The 21,750-nt window shown below is 64.1% G+C and carries 18 protein-coding genes; 4 read left to right on the top strand and 14 right to left on the bottom strand.

Annotated elements, in window-relative coordinates; all coding sequences use genetic code 11:
* Positions 1-221: 221 nt before the first annotated feature.
* The 6 genes from SO180_RS38315 to ltnD form a co-directional block, all read right to left on the bottom strand.
* A complete protein-coding gene (locus tag SO180_RS38315; protein WP_449383978.1) occupies positions 222-1,424 on the bottom strand; it encodes an efflux RND transporter periplasmic adaptor subunit in 1,203 nt (400 codons plus the stop codon).
* Positions 1,411-4,596 (bottom strand): efflux RND transporter permease subunit, encoded by a 3,186-nt coding sequence (locus SO180_RS38310; protein ID WP_449383977.1) that lies wholly within the window; start codon positions 4,594-4,596, stop codon positions 1,411-1,413. The genes SO180_RS38315 and SO180_RS38310 overlap by 14 nt, the downstream gene beginning before the upstream one ends.
* A 350-nt stretch (positions 4,597-4,946) precedes the next feature.
* Entirely contained in the window at positions 4,947-6,635 is a 1,689-nt protein-coding gene (locus SO180_RS38305) for a methyl-accepting chemotaxis protein (RefSeq protein WP_449383976.1), read from the bottom strand.
* 181 nt (positions 6,636-6,816) lie between these two features.
* Positions 6,817-8,094, bottom strand: a complete 1,278-nt coding sequence (gene otnK / locus SO180_RS38300) for a 3-oxo-tetronate kinase (protein WP_449383975.1) — start codon at positions 8,092-8,094, stop codon at positions 6,817-6,819.
* Positions 8,091-8,873 carry a 2-oxo-tetronate isomerase gene (gene otnI / locus SO180_RS38295; protein ID WP_449383974.1) on the bottom strand — a complete coding sequence of 261 codons (783 nt, stop codon included), beginning with the start codon at positions 8,871-8,873 and terminating at the stop codon, positions 8,091-8,093. Before otnI ends, otnK begins: the two co-directional genes overlap by 4 nt.
* Positions 8,874-8,883: 10 nt before the next feature.
* Complete coding sequence (ltnD, locus tag SO180_RS38290; RefSeq protein ID WP_449383973.1) at positions 8,884-9,798, bottom strand: L-threonate dehydrogenase; 915 nt, start codon at positions 9,796-9,798, stop codon at positions 8,884-8,886.
* 119 nt (positions 9,799-9,917) lie between these two features.
* Here ltnD and otnC point away from each other — a divergent pair, with 119 nt between their 5' ends.
* Complete coding sequence (gene otnC / locus SO180_RS38285) at positions 9,918-10,583, top strand: 3-oxo-tetronate 4-phosphate decarboxylase (protein WP_449383972.1); 666 nt, start codon at positions 9,918-9,920, stop codon at positions 10,581-10,583.
* A 335-nt stretch (positions 10,584-10,918) separates the two neighbouring features.
* On the opposite strand, the gene SO180_RS38280 is transcribed toward otnC, so the two are convergent.
* The 6 genes from SO180_RS38280 to SO180_RS38255 form a co-directional block, all read right to left on the bottom strand.
* A complete protein-coding gene (locus SO180_RS38280; protein WP_449383971.1) occupies positions 10,919-11,623 on the bottom strand; it encodes an ABC transporter ATP-binding protein in 705 nt (234 codons plus the stop codon).
* Entirely contained in the window at positions 11,607-12,338 is a 732-nt protein-coding gene (locus SO180_RS38275; protein WP_449383970.1) for an ABC transporter ATP-binding protein, read from the bottom strand. The genes SO180_RS38280 and SO180_RS38275 overlap by 17 nt, the downstream gene beginning before the upstream one ends.
* On the bottom strand, positions 12,335-13,312 hold the full coding sequence (locus tag SO180_RS38270; RefSeq protein ID WP_449383969.1) for a branched-chain amino acid ABC transporter permease: 978 nt from the start codon (positions 13,310-13,312) through the stop codon (positions 12,335-12,337). The genes SO180_RS38275 and SO180_RS38270 overlap by 4 nt, the downstream gene beginning before the upstream one ends.
* The gene (locus SO180_RS38265) at positions 13,312-14,190 is read right to left on the bottom strand and encodes a branched-chain amino acid ABC transporter permease (protein WP_449383968.1); all 879 of its coding nucleotides are present in this window, start codon (positions 14,188-14,190) and stop codon (positions 13,312-13,314) included. The genes SO180_RS38270 and SO180_RS38265 overlap by 1 nt, the downstream gene beginning before the upstream one ends.
* 34 nt (positions 14,191-14,224) lie before the next feature.
* Positions 14,225-15,475: an ABC transporter substrate-binding protein gene (locus SO180_RS38260; RefSeq protein ID WP_449383967.1), complete on the bottom strand. Its 1,251-nt coding sequence runs from the start codon at positions 15,473-15,475 to the stop codon at positions 14,225-14,227.
* Positions 15,476-15,563: 88 nt separating this feature from the next.
* The gene (locus SO180_RS38255; RefSeq protein WP_449383966.1) at positions 15,564-16,379 is read right to left on the bottom strand and encodes a putative hydro-lyase; all 816 of its coding nucleotides are present in this window, start codon (positions 16,377-16,379) and stop codon (positions 15,564-15,566) included.
* A 119-nt stretch (positions 16,380-16,498) separates the two neighbouring features.
* Here SO180_RS38255 and SO180_RS38250 point away from each other — a divergent pair, with 119 nt between their 5' ends.
* Entirely contained in the window at positions 16,499-17,416 is a 918-nt protein-coding gene (locus SO180_RS38250) for a LysR family transcriptional regulator (protein ID WP_449383965.1), read from the top strand.
* Positions 17,417-17,534: 118 nt separating this feature from the next.
* Positions 17,535-18,785, top strand: coding sequence for a Zn-dependent hydrolase (locus tag SO180_RS38245; protein WP_449383964.1), 1,251 nt, complete (start codon positions 17,535-17,537; stop codon positions 18,783-18,785).
* 149 nt (positions 18,786-18,934) lie between these two features.
* Here the strand turns inward: SO180_RS38245 and SO180_RS38240 are convergent, their stop codons facing one another.
* Positions 18,935-20,008: a tartrate dehydrogenase gene (locus SO180_RS38240; RefSeq protein ID WP_449383963.1), complete on the bottom strand. Its 1,074-nt coding sequence runs from the start codon at positions 20,006-20,008 to the stop codon at positions 18,935-18,937.
* Positions 20,009-20,198: 190 nt separating this feature from the next.
* Between SO180_RS38240 and SO180_RS38235 the strand changes: the two genes are divergently transcribed.
* Positions 20,199-20,975, top strand: a complete 777-nt coding sequence (locus tag SO180_RS38235; RefSeq protein ID WP_449383962.1) for an SDR family oxidoreductase — start codon at positions 20,199-20,201, stop codon at positions 20,973-20,975.
* Between the two features lie 107 nt (positions 20,976-21,082).
* On the opposite strand, the gene SO180_RS38230 is transcribed toward SO180_RS38235, so the two are convergent.
* On the bottom strand, positions 21,083-21,750 hold a 668-nt coding region (locus SO180_RS38230; RefSeq protein ID WP_449383961.1), incomplete at its 5' end, for an amino acid ABC transporter permease.

The raw sequence follows: 21,750 nt of genomic DNA, 5'->3' as shown, positions 1-21,750 counted from the left end.
AGCCAGCATGGTGAATCAGAAACAAGCTGATTTGGGAATCCCAAATCGATTCAACCTAACCCCATCCCGCTTTAGTTCTCGTGTCCCGGACGCGGTGCTGCGCTTAGCGCTGCTCCGCAGAGCCGGGACCCAGATGGGCAACAGGCTGCGCTTTGGCAAGTGGGCCCCGGCTCAGCACCGCATCACTTCGTGCTGCGCTGCGTCCGGGGCACGAGACCACCCTAGCTCCTCGGCGCCTGCTTTTCGGACGCGGTGGCGGGCTTGCCCTTGGCGCCACCGTTCACCACCCGCACCTGGTCGCCGTCGGCGAGGCCGTCGGGCGGCGCGGTGATGACGCGGTCGTCGGGAGCCATGCCGGAGGCGATCTCGATCTCGCGGCCGAGATCGCGCGCGATGGTCACGGTCTTGAACGCCACCTTGTCGTCGGGCGTGACGGTCGCGACGCGCAGGCCGCTGCCGTTGAAGATCAGGGCGCTTGCGGGAATGCTGAGCGGCGCGGAATCACGCTGCAAGTGCAGCTTCACGCTGGCATAGCCGCCGGGCATCAGCTCGCCGCTGGAATTGTCGAGCCCAAGCTGCATGCGCGTGGTGCCCGAGGAGACGTCGACGGCCTGCGAGGAGGCTTCAACCGTCGCCGGGAAGGTCCGGTTCGGATACTCCGGCAGCGTGATACTGGCCTTGGCGCCGATCTTGATCGCCGGCACATAATTCTGCGGCACGCTGACGTAAACGCGCAGCTTGGTGATGTCTGAGATCACGAACATCGAAGGGCCCGAGCCGCCGCCCGCATTGATCAACGCGCCGACATCGGTGTCTCGTGCAGTGACGACCCCGTCGAAAGGCGCAGTAATCTTCTTGTAGCCGGCGAGCGCCTCGAGGCGCTCGACATTGGCCTGGCCCGAATTGACGGCAGCCTTCTTGTTGGAAAGATCGGCGGTGCGCTCGTCGATCTCCTGGGCGGAGACGAAGTTGGAGGCGACCAGCGTCTTGCGCCGGTTCAAGGTCGCTTCCGAGAGCCTCGCGCTCGCCTGCTGGCTGGCGAGATCCGCGCGGGCTTGCAGGAGTTGCTGGTCGAGGTCGGGCGCCTCGATCTCGGCGATCACCTGCCCTGCCTTGACGCGAGTGCCGATGTCGGCGCTCCAGCTCTTCAGATAGCCCGAGACGCGGGCGAAGATCGGCGCGCGGTAGTAGGCTTCCAGCCGGCCCGGCAGGTCGATGGTGGCGTTGAGTACCTTGGCATTGGGTAGCGTCACCGCGACACTTGGAATGGCCTGGTCGTCAGTCCACTGCTTCAGCTTCGAGCCCTGCTCCTCGCGGGCGCGGATACCAGTGCCGACGACGAGACCCGCCGCGATCAGCGCCACGACGCCAAATATGCCCAGTTTCCGGCGCGACACCGGCGAGCGGGGTTCAGTGGACGGCATGCGGCTTCTCCGGTGAGGCAGCGGCGGCGGCCTTGGCGCCTTGTTTCTTGTGTACCATACTAAAGACCACGGGAACAAACATCAGCGTGGCGAAGGTCGCGAAGATCAGGCCGCCGATCACGGCGCGCCCGAGCGGTGCGTTCTGCTCGCCGCCCTCCCCCAGCCCCAACGCCATCGGCGCCATGCCGATGATCATGGCGAGCGCCGTCATCAGAACCGGGCGGAACCGGACAAAGCCGGCTTCCAGCGCCGCTGCGACGGGATCGCCGAGCTCTTCGTAGCGCTCGCGGGCAAACGAGATGACGAGCACGCTGTTCGCCGTCGCCACGCCCATGCACATGATGGCGCCCGTCAGCGCAGGCACCGACAGCGTCGTCTCGCTCGTGAACAGCATCCAGACGATACCAGCGAGCGCCGCCGGCAGCGCGGTGACGATCACGAACGGGTCGGACCAGGATTGGAAGTTCACGACGATCAGGAAATAGATCAGCACCACGGCCGCCAACAGGCCGAACAGCAGCCCGGCAAAGGCGCTGTTCATGGTCTGCACCTGGCCGAGCAGCACGACGGAAGACCCCTTCGGCACCTCCTTGGCGGTATCGGCGATCACCTGGCGGATATCGGTTGCAACCGCGCCGAGGTCGCGGCCTTGCGTGGTCGCAAAGATCTGCACCAGCGACTGGATGTCGTATTGCGACACCACCGCGCTCGATGTCGAGCGCTTGATGTCGGCGATGCCGCCGAGGATCGGCGACTGTGAATTTCCGGCAGCCGTGATCGGCAGCGTCTGGAGGGCACTCAGAGAATCGATCTGATACTGCGGCGTCTGCATCACGATGGAATAGGACACGCCGTTGTCGGGGTTGAGGTAGTAGGTCGGCGCGACCTGCGAGGAGCCGGCGAGGTTGACCACGAGGCTGTTGGTGACGTCGCGCTCGGTCAGGCCGACATATTGCGCGCGGGTGCGGTCGACGTCGATGTTGAAGGTCGGGTTGTTCGGCGACTGCTGGATGCGCGCATCCGCCACGCCGGGAATGCGGCGAACCCTGGCAAGCAGCTTGTTGGCGTAAGCGAAGTTCGCTTCGAGATTGGCGCCACGGATCTGCAAATCGATCGGCGCCGGAGCGCCGAAGTTCAGGATCTGGCTGACGATGTCGGCCGGCAGGAAAGCGAAGCTGACGCCTGGGAACAGACGTGGCAATTGCTCGCGCAGCACACGCACATGTTCCTCGGTCGGCTTGTGACCCTCCTTCAGCTTGATCTGGATGTCGCCATCCTGCGGGCCGATCACGCCGGTGTTGTTGTAGGTCATGTTGATGCCGGAGATCGGCATGCCGATGTTGTCGGTCAGCGTCTCGATCTCACCCGGGATCAGCTTGCGAATCGCCTTCTGCACGTCGGCGAGCTGGTTGGCGGTCTCCTCGACGCGGGTGCCGACCTGGGTGCGGACATGCATCAGGATATTGCCGGCATCGACCGCGGGGAAGAAGTTGCGTCCCAGGAATGGTACCAGTGCGAATGACGCGCCGATCACGCAGAGGAAGCCGATCACGAACACCGCGCGATGCGCGAGCGCGAGCGACAGCAGGCCGCGATAGCCGCCGCGGATGCGCTCGAACCGTGCCTCGAAACCACGCTGAAACCAGACGAGCGGATTGCGCGACTTCGGCTGCGCTCCGTCGTGATGGACATGCGCCTGCAACAGATAGTTCGCCATGGTCGGCACCAGCGTGCGCGACAGGATGAATGACCAGATCATCGCGAACATCACGGCTTCGGCCATCGGCACGAACAGGAAGCGCGCGACACCGGTGAGGAAGAACATCGGCACGAACACGATGCAGATGCAGAGCAGCGAGACGAAGGCCGGCGTCACGATCTGGTTGGCGCCGTCGAGGATCGACTGCTCGACCGGCTTGCCCTGCTCCAGATGATAGTTGATGTTCTCGATCGTCACGGTGGCGTCGTCGACGAGAATACCGACCGCAAGCGCGAGACCGCCGAGCGTCATGATATTGAGCGTCTCGCCGATCGCCGAGAGCATGATGATGGCGCCGAGCACCGAGAGCGGGATCGAGACCGCGATGATCACGGTCGAGCGCCAGCTTCCGAGGAAGAGGAGAATCATCACGCTGGTCAGCAGCGCCGCGATCACGCCCTCGAAGGCGACGCCCTCGATCGCGCCGCGGACGAACACCGACTGGTCGCCGATGAAGCCGATCTTCAGCGCATCCGGCAACTGGTCCTTGACCTCGATCACTTTCTGCTTGATGCCGGAAATGATATCGAGCGTGGAGGTCGCGCCGGCCTTCAGCACCATCATCAGCACCGAACGATTGCCATCGACGTGGACGATGTTGGTCTGCGGCGGGTTGCCGTCCCTGACGGTCGCGACGTCGCGCACATAGACCATCGCGCCGTTGACGGTCCTGATCGGCAGATTGCCGAGCTCCTCCATCTTCAGGGGCGAGTTGTTGAGCTGGATGTTATACTCGAAGCTGCCGATCTTCTGGGTGCCGACCGGCGTGATCAGGTTTTGCGCAGCAAGCGCGTTGGCGACGTCCTGGCCCGACAGCCCACGCGCCTGGAGCGCGGTCGGATCGAGATCGATCTGCACCTGACGCTGCTTGCCGCCGAAGGGATAGGGAATCGCGGCGCCCGGCACGGTGACCAGCGGCGTGCGGAGCTGATTGATGCCGATATCGGCGAGGTTCTGCTCGGTGAGCCCTTCGCCCGACAGTGCCACCTGGATGATCGGCACGGTTGAGGCCGAGTAATTCAGGATCAATGGCGGCGTCGCGCCCGGCGGCATCTGCTTGAGCAGTGTCTGCGAGATCGCGGTCACTTGCGCGTTGGCGGTGCGGATGTCGACGTTCGGCTGGAAGAAGATCTTGATGATGCCGAAGCCATTGTAGGAGTTGGCGGCGATGTGCTCGATGTCGTTGACCGTCGTCGTCAGCGCGCGCTGGAAGGGCGTGGTGATGCGGCCAGCCATCTGGTCCGGCGGCAAGCCGGTGTACTGCCAGACCACGCCGATCACGGGGATGCGAATGTCCGGAAAGATGTCGGTCGGCGTTCGTAGCGCCGCGAGCGGTCCGATGATCAGAAGCAGGAGCGCGAGCACGACAAAGGTGTACGGCCGGCTCAGGGCGATGCGGACCAGAGCTATCATTCGCCAGTCAGTTCCAGGTCAAGCGAGAGATGGAATCCGCCCCCGCGGGCATTCCTCTTTCCCTTTACCCGAACCCCGTCGCAAGCGCCAACGCGAAGCAGCGCCGCAGCATTCACTTCCCTGCTACCGCACTGCGGAACAAGCATCGCAGCTATGCGCCTCGCCTGCAATGTCGTCCTGGCGAACGAAAGCCAGGGACCCACACCCCAGGGAAAAGTTGAGGAGCGAAGACGGTGATCACGAGTCTTCGCCAAACTGCTCCCTGGGTAATCGCGACGAGCCCAAGGCGCTCGCGCGGGGGTCCAGGATCTGCGCTCCGCTTGTCCAGGACGACAGCAGAGACTCGACGATCACGCCGCGCGAACGTTGGTCAGGAATTTGCTGACCTCGGTCTTCAGCCGGCTCGAATCGTTGGACAGCATCTGCGCCGCCGACAGCACTTGCGAGGAGGCCGTGCCGGTCTCGGTCGCGCCGCGCTGCACGTCGGTGATGTTGGAGGAGACCTGCTGGGTACCCTGCGCCGCCTGCTGCACGTTGCGGGCGATCTCCTGGGTCGCAGCGCCCTGCTCTTCCACCGCCGCCGCGATGGCCGAGGATATCTCGGAGAGGCGTTCGATCGTCGAGGAGATTTCCTTGATCGCGCCGACGGAGTCGTTGGTGGCGGCCTGGATGCCAGTGATCTGCTGGCCGATCTCGCCGGTCGCCTTCGCGGTCTGCTCGGCGAGCGCCTTCACTTCGGATGCCACCACCGCGAAGCCGCGGCCGGCCTCGCCCGCACGCGCCGCCTCGATGGTCGCGTTCAGCGCCAGAAGGTTGGTCTGGCCGGCGATGGTGTTGATCAGCTCGACGACGTCGCCGATGCGGGAGGCTGCCTTGGACAGCTGGCTGACGCGTTCGCTGGTGGTGCGGGCCTGGCCGACGGCGTCGCCCGCCATCCGCGCCGATTCCTGGACCTGCCGGCTGATCTCGCCAACCGATGACGCCATTTCCTCGGTGGCCGAGGCCACCGACTGCACGTTGGTGGAGGCTTCTTCCGAAGCCGCCGCGACCGTGGTCGCCATTTTCTGTGAGCGATCGGCACTCGCCGTCAGCGTCGAGGCGGAGGCTTCGAGCTGGGTGGAGGCGGACGAAACTGTCTGCACGATCTCGCCGATCATGGATTCGAATTCGCGGGTGATATTGTCGACGCGGCGACCGCGCTCGATCTTGACCTCCGCATCGCGCGCGGCGGCTTCGTCGGCCGCCTTCTTGGCGATCAGCGCTTCCTTGAACACCTGGAGCGCGTCGGCCATGGCGCCGATCTCAGTCTTCTCTCCCCGATGCGGCACTTCCGCGCTCAGGTCGCCCTTGCCGAGCGCCTGCATCGGCTCGACGATAGAATTGATGCCGCCGGAGACATCACGGATCATGTAGAAGCTGAGGCCGATACCAATGACGAGTGCGACGCCGAGAATGACGGATACCAGCATGAAGGCGGAGGCATAGCTGTCGGCGGCGTCCTGGGCAGCCTGGTCGCCACCTTTGTTGTTGAGCTCGATATCCTTTCTCAGCACCTCGTCCGATCGCTGGCCGATCTTGCCAGCGGTTTTGTTCAGCTCAAGCGCTTCGTGCGGAATCTTGCCGATATCCTTGCGCGACAGCGCCATGACATCGTCCGTACTCTTCTTGTAGTCGTCCCACAGCTTGGACCATTCGGTGTACAGTGCTCGCTCCTCCGGCGAGCTGATCATCGGCTCGTATTGCTTGCGGGACTTGGCCAGTGCCTCGATCACGTCCCCGATCGTCTTTTCTGCCGCAAGCTTTTCCTCAAGCGTCTCCGCCAACAGTTGACCACGTACCATGGCGCGGTAAGCCAGGGCGTTGGCCCGGATCTCGCCGAGCACCCGCACGCTGGGAAGCCAATTCCTGGTGATATCGGCCGTGTTGGCGTTGATCGACTGCATTTTCGTGACGGCAAGCAGACCCATGCCGGTCATCGCGGCCAGGAGAAAGGCCACGACGCTGATGATCTTGGCACGAATGGAAATTTTCGCGAGCATTGCTTCAGTCTCTCGTCTTGGACCGGGGCTTTTCGGCCACGACCGCGCGTCAGGATATAGCTGCAACCCAAAGGAGTGCGGCCGCCATCCAACACCAAAGGAACTGAGCAGATGTTAACTACGACTCCGTACGAGTACGGAACGCGAAAGAAATAAACAGAGGACTAAGGGAGCCCTGCGCTCAGCGCATGAGTCCAAGCGCATCGGAGAAAAACTCCGGCCCACCGAAATTGCCTGATTTGAGGGCAAGCAGCATGCTGCCTTCCTTGGCACCGACTGCGCGCAACACCGGGACTCCCGCAGCGATCTCCGCGCCGACGAGGAAGCCCGGAATCTTCAGGCGATCGACAACGGCACCCGACGTCTCGCCGCCGGCAACGACCAGACGCCGTATGCCGGACTGCACGAGTCCTTCGGCGATATCGGCCATGGCCTGCTCGATGGCGTGACCGGCCGCATCGCGGCCGTGCCGCGCCTGCACCGCGCCGACCGCCTCCGGCGTAGCGCTCGAGGCGATCAGCACCGGACCATCAGCGAGCCGGGGCTTCGCCCAGGCGAGCGCGCGCTGCGCTTCGCCGCCGCCTGCGACAATTTGCTCGGGATCGAGATGCAACACCGGCATGACACGTTCGGCATTCGTGATCTGCTGAAGGGTCGCCTGCGAGCAGCTTCCGGCCAGACACGCCGCCGGTCCGCCGACCGGCGCGCCCGCTTCAGCGGCTGCGACATTCGGACTCACCCTTCCCGTAGAGACCAGCGCGCGCACCAGCCCAAGGCCGATGCCGGAAGCTCCGACCGACAGCCGATGGCCAGCTGCGACGAGGCCGATGGTCTCGAGGTCGCGGTCGAACACGGCGTCGATGATCGCCGCGCCGGTACCCTTGGCCGACAGCTCAGCAAGCTGCGCATGCACGGCATCCGCACCGCGCGTCACGCTTCCGAGATTGACGAGACCGACCTCGGTCCTGCTCTGCCGCGCCAGCACCCGCACCAGGTTGGAATCGTGCATCGGGTTGAGCGGATGGTCCTTCAACGGGCTCTCGTTAAGCGGCACCGCGCCGACAAAGAGATTGCCCTGATAGACGGTGCGGCCGGTCTCCGGGAAGGCCGGCGTCACCAGCACGATCGCCTCGCCGCAGTCGTCGCGCAGCGCGTCCATCACCGGGCCGATATTGCCTGCGTCGGTGGAATCGAAGGTCGAGCAGATCTTGAACAGCACGTGGCCCGCGCCGCGGCCGCGCAGCCATTTGTCCGCCGCGCGCGAGCGCGTCACCGCAAGCCCCGCTTCGATCGAGCGGCTCTTCAAGGACACCACGACCGCGTCGACCTCGGGCAGTCCCAGGTCGTCAGACGGCACGCCGATTGTCTGCACCGTGCGCAGGCCCGCGCGCGTCAGCGTGTTGGCGAGATCGGAGGCACCGGTATAGTCGTCGGCGATGCAACCCAGCACAAGTGTCACGACTTTGCTCCGGCGTAAGGCTTGAACCAGGCGAGGCCATCGGTGGTCTTGCCGCGCGGATTGTATTCGCAGCCGACGAAGCCGGCATAGCCGAGCCGGTCGAGCTCGGCGAACAGGAAGGGATAGTTCAGCTCCTCGCTATCGGGCTCGTTACGCGAGGGGATAGAGGCGATCTGGATATGGCCGATGATCGGCATCATCTCGCGCAGGCGCATGGTGACGTCGCCATGGATGATCTGGCAGTGATATATGTCGAACTGGAGCTTGAGGTTCGGGATCCTCAGCTCCTCGACCACGTCGCGCGCGAAGCCGAAGTCGTTGAGGAAATAACCGGGGACGTTGCGCGGATTGATCGGCTCGATCACGATGTCGATGCCGTGTGGCGCGAAGAATTCGGCAGCCCACGCCACCGACTTGTAGAAAGCCTCGATCGCGAGACGATCGCCGCGGTTGGCGATGCCGGCCATCAAATGCAGACGCTTGACGCCGGTCGCCCTGGCATAAGGCAACGCCGTCTCCAGACTCTGCTTGAGATCGCCGAAGCGCGAAGGCAGCGCCGCAAAGCCCTTCTCGCCGGCGTCCCAGTTGCCGGGCGGCAGGTTGAACAGCGCCTGCGTGAGCCCGTTGCGCTTGAGCCGCTCGCCAACCGCGTCGACCGGGTGATCATAGGGAAACAGGAATTCGACGGCGGTGAACCCGGCCTGTGCGGCGGCATCGAAGCGGTCGAGGAACGGCACCTCGGTGAACATCATCGAGAGGTTGGCGGCAAAACGGGGCATCGGAATCCTCCTATTTATCGCCTGGCAGCTTCACGCCGGTGACCTGCGCATACATCCGCGCCACCGACGCATCGTCGTCGCGGCCCATGCCGGCTGCTGCGGTCATGAGGAACATCTGGAGCGCCGCGGCCGAAACCGGCACCGGGAATTTTGCCGAGCGCGCCATGTCCTGGATGATGCCGAGGTCCTTCACGAAAATCTCGACCGCGCTGCGCGGGGTGTAGTCACCGTCCAGCACGTGCGGCATGCGGTTCTCGAACATCCAGGAATTGCCGGCGGAGGCCGTGATCACCTCGTAGACCTTCCGGATGTCGAGGCCCTGCTTGGCGGCAAAAGCGATCGCTTCGGATGCCGCGGCGATATGCACGCCGGCGAGGAGCTGGTTGATCATCTTGAAGGCGGCGCCCTGGCCGGCGGCATCGCCAAGCTCGTAGAGCTTTGCCGCCATGGCATCGAGCGCGGGGCGCGCCTTGGCGAACGCGGCGGGGCTGCCGGAGGCGAGAATTGTCAGCTCGCCTTGCGCGGCGCGCTGCGCGCCGCCGGAGATCGGCGCATCCAGGTAGTGCCGGCCGGTCGCCTCGAGCTGCTTTGCGAGGCGCCGGGCGACGTCGGGGTCCATGGTGGCGGAGGAGATGAAGACGCTGTCCTTCGGCATGGTCTCGGCGGCGCCGTTTTGGCCGAACAGGATCGCTTCAGTCTGCGCGGCGTTGACCACGACGCTGACGACGACGTCCGCCTCCTTCGCCGCCTCCGCCGGTGTTTTCGCACCCGCCCCGCCGTCCTTGACGAAGCGCGCCACCGCGTCGGCCGACACGTCGCAGCCGGTCACGGTAAAACCGGTGCGCCTGAGCGATGTGGCCATGCCAAAGCCCATCGAGCCAAGCCCGATGACGGCGATACGCGGATTTTGCGAGGCAGACGACATGCGATTGGTCCCTTGGAACGTTCCTCAATGGCCGGTCTCGGCGGCCTCTTGAACCGCATATCACGGCTTGGCCGCGCTGCCAAAGCGTGAGACAACGAGGCCATGAGGGCGGCCCTTTCATGAGCAATGACAGCAAACTACGCGAGGATATCTGCCGCTTCGGCCGCTCGTTGTTCGAGCGAGGCCTGACGCTGGGCTCCTCCGGCAATATCAGCGTCAAGCTTCCCGACGGCGGCTGGCTGGTGACGCCGACCAATGCCTCGCTCGGCTTCCTCGACCCGGCGCGGCTGTCACGGCTGGATCAATCCGGCCGGCTCGTCTCGGGCGATGCACCGACCAAGGAGGTTCCGCTGCACACCGCGCTCTACGAGACCCGCGGCGCGGCACGCGCGATCGTACATCTGCACTCGACCCATTCGGTCGCTCTCTCGATGCTGCCCGAAATCGATCCGCGCGCCGCGCTGCCGCCGATGACGGCCTACTACCTGATGAAATGCGGCGCCACCGCGCTCGTGCCCTATTACCGCCCCGGCGATCCCGCGGTGGCGGATGCGATCAAGGGGCTGGCGGGGAAATATTCATCCGTGCTGCTCGCCAATCACGGCCCAGTCGTCGCCGGCGACACGCTGGAAGCCGCCGTGTTCGCGACGGAGGAGTTGGAGGAGACGGCGAAGCTGTATCTGCTGCTGCGCGGGCTGAACCCGCGCCATCTGTCGCCGGAGCAGGTGAAGGATCTCGTGAAGGTGTTCGGGGTGGCGCTGCCGGAGCATGGGGAGCATCACTAGCGCCCACTGCTATGGGTACGCCCGCGGCCTCCCACCCGCCGCTGTCATTCCCCGCGAAAGCGGGGAATCCAGTACGCCGCGGCTTCTCCGTATTCGTCACCGCCTCTGGGATAGTGGATCGCCCGCCTTCGCGCCTTCGCGGGCGATGACGCAGAGATTGTTGCAAGGTCGTGTCCCGCTCGCAATGACGCAGGAATCCGTCGAGCTGGCAAGGCGACTTGTCCGCCGTAGCTCGAAGAGCGAAGGCGGAAGCGTGCCCACCATCTATGCTTCCACGAAAGCGGTGGGCACGGCGCTCGCGCGCCTTTGCCCATCTTACGAAATGTCCTTCGCGGCTACAGTCCCAGATACGCCTTGCGCACGTCCGGATTGCCCTTGATCTCCGCGGACGGGCCCTGCATCAGGACGCGGCCGGTTTGCAGGATGTAGGCGCGGTCCGCGATCTCGAGGCATTCGGCCATGCGCTGCTCGACGATCAGCACGGTCATGCCGGCGTCGCGGATACGTTTGACGGCCTGAAAGATCTCGTCAACGAGCTTTGGCATGATGCCCTGCGAAGGCTCGTCCAGCATCAACAGCCGCGGGCGCGTCATCAGGGCGCGGCCGATCGCGAGCATCTGCTGCTCGCCACCGGAGAGCGTTTCCGCGCGCTGCTCGAGACGCTCGGACAGACGCGGGAACAAGTTGAAGACGAGCTCGAGCGGTTCGTCGCGGTTCGCATCGCCGCGATAGAGATAGCTGCCGAGGCGAAGATTGTCGCGCACCGACAGACGCGGGAACAGGCGGCGGTTCTCCGGCACATAGGCGATACCGGTTGCCGTGATGTGATGCTGCGCCATGCCGTCGAGCCGCTTGCCGTCGAACGTCACGCTGCCCGAACGCGGGCGCTCGGCGCCGGCGATGGATTTTAGCAGCGTCGACTTGCCCGCGCCATTGGCGCCAGCGACGCAGACGATCTCCCCCTTCTCGACGCCGATCGACACGGACGAAATCGCAACCAGCCCCTGATAGGCGGTCGTGACTTCATGCACTCTGAGCATGTCGATCTCCCAGATATGCGCTGATCACCTTGGGATCGCGAACGACGTCGGCGGGCTTGCCCTCGACCAGCACCTTGCCGAGGTCGAGCACGATGGCGCGGTCGACCAGCGGCATCACGATCTCCATAACGTGCTCGACCATCAGCACGGTGATGCCGGCATCGCGCACCTTGCGCACCAGCGCGACGCCGGTCTGCGCTTCCGTCGGCGTGAGGCCGGTGAGGACTTCGTCCAGCAGCAGCAGCTTTGGCTCGGTCGCAAGCGCGCGCGCCACTTCAAGGCGCCGCTTCTCGGCCGGCACGAGGTCGCTTGCGAGCACGCCGGCGCGCGCGGCGAGGCCGGTGAACTCCAGCACCTCGTGCGCCTTGCGACGGGCCTCGCGCATCACGGTGTTGCGCACCAGCGCGCCGACGATGACGTTGTCGACGACCGTCATGGTCTCAAAGCTCTTGACGACCTGGAAGGTGCGCCCGACGCCGCGCTGGCAGCGCTCGGCTGCTGGCATGCGCGTGACGTCCTCGCCGTCGAATAGAATCGAGCCTTGCGTCGGCGGCAGGACGCCGGCGATGAGATTGAACAGCGTCGACTTGCCGGCGCCGTTGGGGCCGATCAGCCCGACGATCTCGCCGCGGCCGACCGAGATCGAGACGTCGGAATTGGCGACGAGGCCGCCGAAACGCTGCCAGACACCGCGGGTTTCGAGGAGCGCGGTCATCGTGCGGCTCCCTTGCGCGACGAGAACAGGCTCACCAGCCCTCGCGGCAGCGCCAGCGAGATCAGGATGATCAGTGAGCCATAGACGATGAGGTCGACGCCGCGGCCCGAACCGCCGATATAGGAGCGCGTCAATTCCGTCAGTGGGATGAGGATGACCGCGCCGAGCGCGGGCCCCCAGAGGGTGCCGATCCCGCCCAGCACCGCGGGCAGCGCCATCAGCAGAGAGAACTGGAAACCCATCACGCTCTCAGGATCGATATACGAGACGAACTGCGCGTAGAAGCTGCCGCCGACCGCGACGAGGAAGGCCGAGACGGCCGCGGCGCCCATCTTGGAATTGAACACGTCCACGCCCAGACTCTCGGCGGCCTGCGGATTATCCTTCACCGCTCGCCACCAGAAGCCCCATTTGGAATCTTCCAGCCACCAGGTGACGAACCAGGCGATGCATGCGAGCGCAAGAGCAAAATAGAAATACGGCAGCTTGCTTCGCGTGAACTGGAACTTCAACCAGCTGTCGCCGCGTACGGGGATGTCAATGCCAAGCGCCGCGCCCGCCCAGTCCCAGTTCTGGATCAGCAGCAGCGCAATTTCGGCGATCACGATGGTGGCAATCGCAAAATAGTGGCCGCCGAGGCGGAAACAGGGATAGCCGAGCGCCATCGCGATCGCTGCGGAGATCAAGCCGCCGGCGATCATTCCGAACCACGGCAGCACTCCGAACTTCATGAAGAGAAGCGCGGTGGTGTAGGCACCCAATCCGAAATAAAGGGCGTGGCCGAGCGAAATCTGTCCGCAATAGCCGGAGAGGATATTCCAGCTCTGCGATAACGCTGCGTACATCAGCGTCAGGATCATGATGTTCTGGACGTAGACGTCCTTCACGAACAGCGGCACCAGTGCCGCGATCACCGCCAGCACGGCGGCTATGATCAGGTCGCGGCGGCGCCGCGCGGAGAAATCCTTGTCCATCACATCGACCCGAACAGGCCGCGCGGCCGGATGAAGACAACGAGGAGATAGACGGCATAGATGCCGACCGATTTGAGCGACGGCGGCAGAACCAACGCGGTCGTTGCTTCGACCAAACCGACGACGATGCCGCCGGCGAAGGCGCCGAACACACTGCCGAAGCCGCCGAGCGCCACCGTGACATAGGCGATCAGCGCAAAGGATGCCCCGACATCGGGATAGATGTAGAAGAAGACCGCCATGATGGCGCCGGACAAACCGACCAGGGCCGCGCCAAGGCCCCATCCGAGCGCGAACACGCGGTTCTTGTCGATACCAACCAGCGCCACCGCGCCGGGATCTTCACGAGTTGCCTCCAGCGCGCGGCCGAAATCGGTGCGGTTGATGAAGAAATAGAGCGCGGCAAATGCTGCGATCGACACCAGAGCGCCAACCAGCTGCGGTGCCGGCAGGAAGATGCCGGCGACCGCGATGGTCTTGCCGCCGAGCCAGGAGTGGGTGACGCTGCGATAATCCGGCGTGAAGAAGAGCTGCGCCAATCCCCGCATCACGATCGCCAGGCCAAAGGTCGCGAAGATCTGCACCATGCCGGCATTGGCCTTGGCACGCATCGCAAAGCGCACAACCAGAAGATAGATCAGGGCCCCGAACACGAACAAGGCCGACGCAACCAGCGGCGCCGACAACAAGGGATCGATCGCAAAGAACGCGAACAGGAAGAAGGTCGCGTACATCGCGATCATCAGGAACTCGCCATGGGCGAAGTTCACGACGTCCATCAGGCCGAAGATCAAAGCGAGCCCGACGGCGATCAGTCCGTAGAGCAGCCCCATGAGAAGGCCGCTCGCAAGACTTTGGATAATGGTCTCGGCTGTCACAGTGCTTGGTCCCCCACCCTGCCCTGCGCCCCGGCTACTTCATCGGCCAGATCGGTTCGGCCACGGCCGCCTGTGCCGGCGAGATGGTGACGAACTTGCCGCCGACATATTGCAGAAGAACCGGATCGGCGTCGTTGTTCTGGCCCATCTCGTCGAACTTGACGCGCTTCCAGGGCATGATGGTCTGCTCGCCCGGCATGTCGGTCGCGGCCAGGGCATCGCGGATCTTCTCGCCGTCGGTGGACTTGGCACGATTGATGGCGTCCGCCATCACGATCAGCGCCATGAATTCGCGCGAGGTGTTGTCGTTGAGGTCCTTGCCGGACTTCTCCTTGAACATCGCGTTGATCTTGCCGACCATCGGCCGCTTGGCGGCGAGGTCGAGCGAGAAGCTGCCGCGCGTTATCACGCCTTCGACCTTGTCGCTCACGGCATCATAAAGCGCCTTCTCCGAGAAGCCGGCCGCCTGCGCCACGATCGCGTTCGGCTTGTAGCCGAGATCGGCCATGGTCTTGATCAGGAGGATGCCATCGGTCGTGTAGCTCGAGGGCATCAGCACGTCGGCATTGGCGCTCTTGAGCTGCTGCACCTCGGCCGACAGCGACGGCGAGTTAGCGCGGTACTTGATGTCGGCGGCGATCTTGTAGCCGCGCTCGGCCGCGAGCTTGAGCTGCGCGTTGGCGGAATCGGTGCCGAAGATCGTGTCCTCGTGAAACAGCGCCAGAGAATCGATCTTGGTGCCCTTCTTCTTCATCACATCGAGGAAGTCGAACATCGCGGCCGAGAACATCTCGTCATGCGGCGAGGGACGGAAGTAGTATTTGAGACCACGGCGATGCAGGCTGGGCGAGGAATTGTCCGCCGACATGAACGGAATCTGGTAGCGCTCGCAGATCTGGCTGACGGTTACTGCAACGGCGCTTTGATAGGTGCCGAGCACGGCGCAGACCTTTTCCTGCGTGATCAGGCGTTCGGCCTCGGCGCGACCCTTCTGCGGATCGCCCTGATGGTCGGCGAAGACCAGGCGAATCTTGGCGCCGCCGAGGCCCGGCAGTCCTTCGCCCTTGGCGAGCGGCAGGTCGAAATCGAAGTCCTTGTTGATGATGTCGACCGCCGTCTCGAATGCGCGCTGCGCATCGACGCCGATCTGGGCATTGGCGCCCGACATGGGGTAGGTCAACCCGATCACCACTTCCGAAGTCTGCGCGCGAGCTGAGAGCGGCATGAGTGCAGCAGTTGCGCTAGCAGTGGCTCCGAGCAGAACGTCGCGGCGCGTGATCGTCATTGGCAGATTCCCCTGTTCCTAATTTGCGGCTATCGATGGAGCGATTGATGTGTGCGGTAAAGCCTGAAGAAGCAGCATATGCTGCCCGCTAAATCACGGCCATGTTCTTGTTCTTCAGGTCCGTGACCAGCATCAGCCCCGGCGAATGCGTGATCGCGAACGGCAGCCTGGCGGCGTTGATGACCGACTGCGGCGTGACGCCGCAGGCCCAGAACACCGGGATCTCTTCATCGGCGACCGGCACGGGATCGCCGTAGTCAGGCTTGGCAATGTCCTTGATGCCGATCAGGTGCGGATGGCCGAGATGCACGGGCGCGCCGTGCACGGCGGGATAGCGCGAGGTGATCTGCACCGCGCGGATCGCATCCGCCGGCTTGAACGGACGCATCGACACAACCATGGGACCGGCGAACGGACCTGACACACCGCACGCGATGTTGGTGCAGTACATCGGTACGCGCACATTGTGCTCGATGTGGCGGATCGGCATGCCTTCGTCGAGCAGCGCCTCTTCGAACGAGAACGAGCAGCCGAGCACGAAGGTCACGAGATCGTCGCGCCAGTGCTTCGTGATGTCGGTCGGCTCCTCGATGACCTCGCCGTCACGCCACACGCGATAGCGCGGCACGTCGCTGCGGATGTCGAGATCGGCGCCCAGCGCCGGAATGAACGGGCTGCCGACGTCGGACATGCCGATGATCGGGCACGGCTTCGGATTGAGCTGACAGAAGCGGTGAAAGGCGCTGGCGTATTTCTCGGGCAGGATCGCAAGATTGCCCTGAACGAAGCCGGGGGCGACGCCGGCGGTCGAGCCGACCTCTCCGCCGCGGTAGGCGAGCCGAGCCTGGCGGCTCGGAAGGGTGTCGGTTGTTTCAGTTTGCTGCACTGCCACCAAAACAGTCATTTGATTGACCTGCCTATAATCTCGACAAGGACAGCCAACACCAGCCGTGCTATAAAGTCTAATCTTCCTTTCTAATATGGATCGATAAATTCTGTTTATCGGTTGGAAAACTCCTTCCAATGCTGGACTTCAGGTCGATCGAAACGTTCCTCTGGGTCGTGAAGCTCGGCAGCTTCCGGGGAGCTGCGGCGCGGCTCAATACCACCCAGCCGGCGATCTCCCAGCGCATTGCCCAGCTCGAGCGCGAGATGGGCGTAAAGCTCCTCAACCGCGATCATCGCGTCGCCTCGCCGACGCCGAGCGGCCGGCAGATGATGGTCTATGCGGAGAAGCTGATCGGCCTGCGCGCGGCGATGATGGCAGAGATCGGCAACGCGTCCGCGATGCGCGGCGTGATGCGGCTGGGCGTCGCCGAGACCATCGTGCACACCTGGCTGCCGCGGCTCGTCAAGAGCGTCAACGAGATCTATCCGAACCTGTCGCTGGAGATCGAGGTCGACATCACGCCGAACCTCACAGCGCGCCTCTTGGCGCAGGAGATCGAGCTTGCCTTCGTGGTCGGCCCGCTGTCGGCTGCCGGCGTGCACAATCGCGTGCTCTCCGACTATCCGATCGGCTTTCTCGCAAGCCCATCGCTCGGGCTCGGCCATGGTCCCGTCACCCGGCAGGATCTCGCGCGCTTTCCGATCATCACCTTCCCGCGGAAGACCAGACCCTACGAGGCCGTGCGCGAGGTCTTCGACCGGCCTGAACTCCCGCCGATCCGCCTGCATGCCTCCGCCTCGCTCGCAACCGTCATCCACATGGCGGTCGAGGGGCTCGGCATCGCGGTGATCCCCTCCGCGATCGTCGAGAACGAACTCGCCGACGGGCGATTGCAATTGCTCGATACCGACCTCAACATCACGCCACTGACCTTCACGGCAAGCTGGCTCGCCTCGCCCGACGTCATCGCCGTCGAGCGCGTTGCCGATCTCGCGCGGCAGATCGCGCGACAGAGTCTTGCGGTTGACGCGGAGGTGGCGGCGCGTCATTGAAATCGGGTTGTGACAATTTCACTGTTACTCCGGGGCTCGCGAAGCGAGAGCCGGAATCTCGAGATTCCGGGCTCGCCCTTCGGCCGCCGCGGAATGACAGCCAAGATGGACTGACCGCATGAGCCGAGCCGCCACCAATCTGCAAATCGATTCCGCCCGCCTCTGGGGCTCGATCCACGAGACCGCGCAATTCGGCGCGACGCAGAAGGGCGGCGTGCGGCGGCTGACGCTGAGCGCCGAGGACAAGCAGGTGCGCGACTGGTTCCGCAAGGCGTGCGAGGACGCAGGGCTCGACGTGCACGTCGACGCGCTCGGCTCGATGTTCGGCTTAAGGAAGGGCCGCGACATGTCGAAGCCGCCCGTCGGCATCGGCTCGCATCTCGATACGCAGCCGACCGGCGGCAAGTATGACGGCATTTTGGGAACGCTCGGCGCGCTCGAAGTGATCCGCACGCTGAACGACGCCGGCATCGAGACCGAGGCACCGATCTGCGTCGTCAACTGGACCAACGAGGAAGGCTCACGCTTTGCGCCGGCCATGATGGCCTCTGCCGCCTATGTCGGCGACTTCACCACCGACGATATCCTGTCGCGCAAGGACGCCGAGAGCGTCACGGTCGGCCAGGCGCTCGACACGATCGGCTATCGCGGCGACAAGCCTGTCGGCTTTCAGAAGCTCGGCTGCTTCGTCGAGTTGCACATCGAGCAGGGCCCGATCTTGGAGGCCGAGGGCAAGACCATCGGCGTGGTCGATTCCGGTCAGGGCGTGTTGTGGTACGACGGCCATATCACCGGTTTCGAAAGCCATGCCGGCTCAACGCCGATGCCGTTGCGCCGCGATGCGCTCGCAACCTTGTCGGAAATCGTGCTGGCGATGGAAGCGATCGCCAGGAAGCACGGACCGAATGCGGTCGGCACCATCGGCGAAGCCGTGATCGGAAGCCCGTCACGCAACGTCATTCCCGGCGAGATCGCCTTTACGGTTGATTGCCGCAGCGCGGATGCCGCGATCATGGACGCACTCGATCGCGACCTGCGCGCCGCGATTGCCGATATCGCCGCACGCCGCAAGGTCGAGGTGAAGCTTGATCTGGTCTGGCGCAAGGCGCCGACGCATTTTGATCCCAAGCTCATTGCCGCCGTCGAGAAGGCCGCCAATACGCTCGGCTATTCCAGCCGCCGCATCACCTCCGGCGCCGGTCACGACGCCTGCAACCTCAACACCGTGATGCCTGCGGCGATGGTGTTCGTGCCTTGCAAGGACGGCATCAGCCACAACGAGCTGGAAGACGCGACGCAAAGCGACTGCACCGCCGGCGCCAACGTGCTGATGCATACCATACTGGCGATCGCCGGCGTTGCGTCTTGAGGGACGAGCGCGCTAACTCAGAAATCGTAGGGTGGGTTAGCGACTTGTCCGCCGAAGCTCGAAGAGCGAAGGCGGAAGCGTAACCCACCGCTTCTGTGCCGCACAATGGTGGGGTGCGCCTTCAGTCAACCCACCCGACGCATCGAGGCCTAATCCACCATCTCAGCGACCGCCTTGCCGCAGGCGGTCGTGTCGGCATTGCCGCCGAGGTCTTTCGTACGCGGCGTGCGTTCGGCGAGCGTGCGTTCGATGGCGTCGACGATCGACTTGCCGGCTTCCTTCTCGCCGAGATGCTCGAACATCATCGCGCCCGACCAGATCATGCCGATCGGGTTGGCGATGCCCTGCCCCGCGATATCGGGCGCCGAGCCGTGCACGGGCTCGAACACCGACGGGAAATTGCGCTCGGGGTTGATGTTACCCGACGGCGCGATGCCGATGGTACCGGTGCACGCGGGCCCGAGATCGGAGAGGATATCGCCGAACAGGTTGGAGCCGACCACGACGTCGAACCAGTCCGGATGCAGCACGAAGTTCGCCGTCAGGATGTCGATGTGGTACTTGTCCCACTTCACGCCCGGAAACTTCCTGGCCATCGCCTCCACGCGCTCGTCCCAATAGGGCATGGTGATCGAGATGCCGTTCGATTTCGTCGCCGAGGTCAGGTGCTTCTTCGGCCGCGACTGTGCGAGCTCGAATGCGAATTTCAGGATGCGGTCGACCCCGACACGAGTCATCACGGTCTGTTGCGTCACGAATTCGCGGTCGGTGTCCGGGAACATGCGGCCGCCGACCGATGAATATTCGCCTTCGGTGTTCTCGCGCACCACCCAGAAATCGATATCGCCGGGCTTGCGGCCCGCAAGCGGCGACGGTACGCCGGGCATCAGGCGCACGGGTCGCAGGTTCACGTACTGGTCGAACTCGCGGCGGAACTTGATCAGCGAACCCCACAGCGAGACGTGATCCGGAATTTTTGCCGGCCAGCCGACCGCGCCGAAGTAGATCGCGTCATGCTTGCCGATCTTCTCCTTCCAGTCGTCAGGCATCATCTGACCGTGCTTCTCGTAATAGTCGTAGGACGAGAAGTCGAAATGATCGAACTGCACGGAGACGCCGTGCTTCTTCGCGGCCGCCTCCAGCACGCGCAGCCCCTCCGGCATCACTTCCTTGCCGATGCCGTCGCCGGGGATCACTGCAATCCGGTATTGCTTCTTGCTCATCGAAATTGTCCTGGAAGTTTCCCTGGAAATTGTCCTGACTTGATCTGACCGGGCCGACCATGAGCCCTGGTTGATGGCCCTGCAATGGACCAAACGCACCAACAGTGCAACGCTGCACTGCAATGTTGACCGTGGCGCGGACGGCCGCCTGCTGATTTCATCCTGTTCCCCGACGTCAGCGAGAATCCCCATGGACCTGCATCTGCGTGGCAAGCGCGTCCTGATCACCGGCGCGTCCAAAGGCATCGGCGCGGCCGCCGCCGAGGCCTTCGCCGAGGAAGGCTGCCACCTCCTGCTCGCCGCCCGCAACGGCGACCAGCTCAAGACGCTGGCTGACCGTTTGCGCGCGGCGCACCAGATCGACGCGGCGACGAGCGTGGTCGACTTGCGCAAAGCTGAAGACGTCGCGCGGCTCGCCAAGGAAGCCGCCGAGATCGATATCCTCGTCAACAATGCCGGCGATATTCCCGGCGGCTCCATCGACAAGATCGACGAAGCCACCTGGCGTCACGCCTGGGAATTGAAAGTGTTCGGCTACATCAACCTCACGCGCATGGTCTATGCGCAGATGAAGGCGCGCGGTGGCGGCGTGATCGTCAACGACATTGGAGCAGCCGGCGAGAAGTTCGACGCCAACTACATCTGCGGCAGCGCCGGCAATGCAGCGCTGATGGCCTTCACCCGCGCGCTCGGCGGCAAGAGCCTCGCCGACAACATCCGCGTGGTCGGCATCAATCCCGGCCCGGTAGGCACCGACCGCCACGTCACGCTGCTCAAGACCCGTGCAAAGCACCAGTTTGGCGACGAGACCCGCTACAAGGAATTCCAGAAGAGCCTGCCGCTCGGCCGGCCTGCGCATGCGCGCGAGATCGGCGACCTGATGGCGTTTCTGGCCTCGGAGCGCTCCGGCTATACGTCGGGGGTCATCCACACCGTGGATGGCGGGATCAGCGCGGGTTGGGGTTAGTTGACGTCGCTGGACGCCCCAGACACCGTCATTGCGAGCGAAGCGAAGCAATCCAGAAACGTCTCCGCGGCGACACCGCACCTTGTCCGGGACACAAAGCCGGAAGATCACCGCGTACTCATTGCCTCCAGGCTTCGGCTATAGCGCGACATCGCGAAGCAGAAGGCGAAATAGATCGCCGCGATGAAGATGTAGACTTCGACCGAGAACTGCTGCCAGGCGGGATCGATGATCGCGGTCTTCGCTGTCGTCAGCAGGTCGAAGATCCCGATGATCAGGACCAGGCTGGTGTCCTTGAAGAAGGCGATGAAGGTGTTGACCAGCGGCGGGATGACGTGGCGGATGGCCTGCGGCAGGATGATCAGCCGCTGCTTGCGCCAATAGGACAGTCCCAGCGCATCGGCCGCCTCGTATTGCCCGCGCGGCACGGCCTGGAGACCGCCGCGGACGACTTCGGCAAGATAGGCGCCGGCGAACAGGATGATCGCGATCTGCGCGCGGAGCAGCTTGTCGATGTTGAAACCGCCCGGCATGAACAGCGGAAACATGACGCTTGCCATGAACAACAGGCTCACCAGCGGGACGCCGCGGATCAGTTCGACATAGAGCACGCAGAGCGAGCGGATCGCCGGCAGCTTTGAGCGCCGGCCGAGCGCCACCAGGATGCCGAGGGGGAAGCCGAAGGCCAAACCGAACGTCGCCAGGATCAGTGTCACCGGCAATCCGCCCCAGCGGTCCTGCGAGACGAAGGACAGCCCGAGTACACCGCCCCACA

This window comes from Bradyrhizobium sp. UFLA05-112 (genome assembly GCF_053572325.1).
Note: the sequence above shows the minus strand (reverse complement) of the source record. Positions and strands in the feature narration are given on the sequence as shown.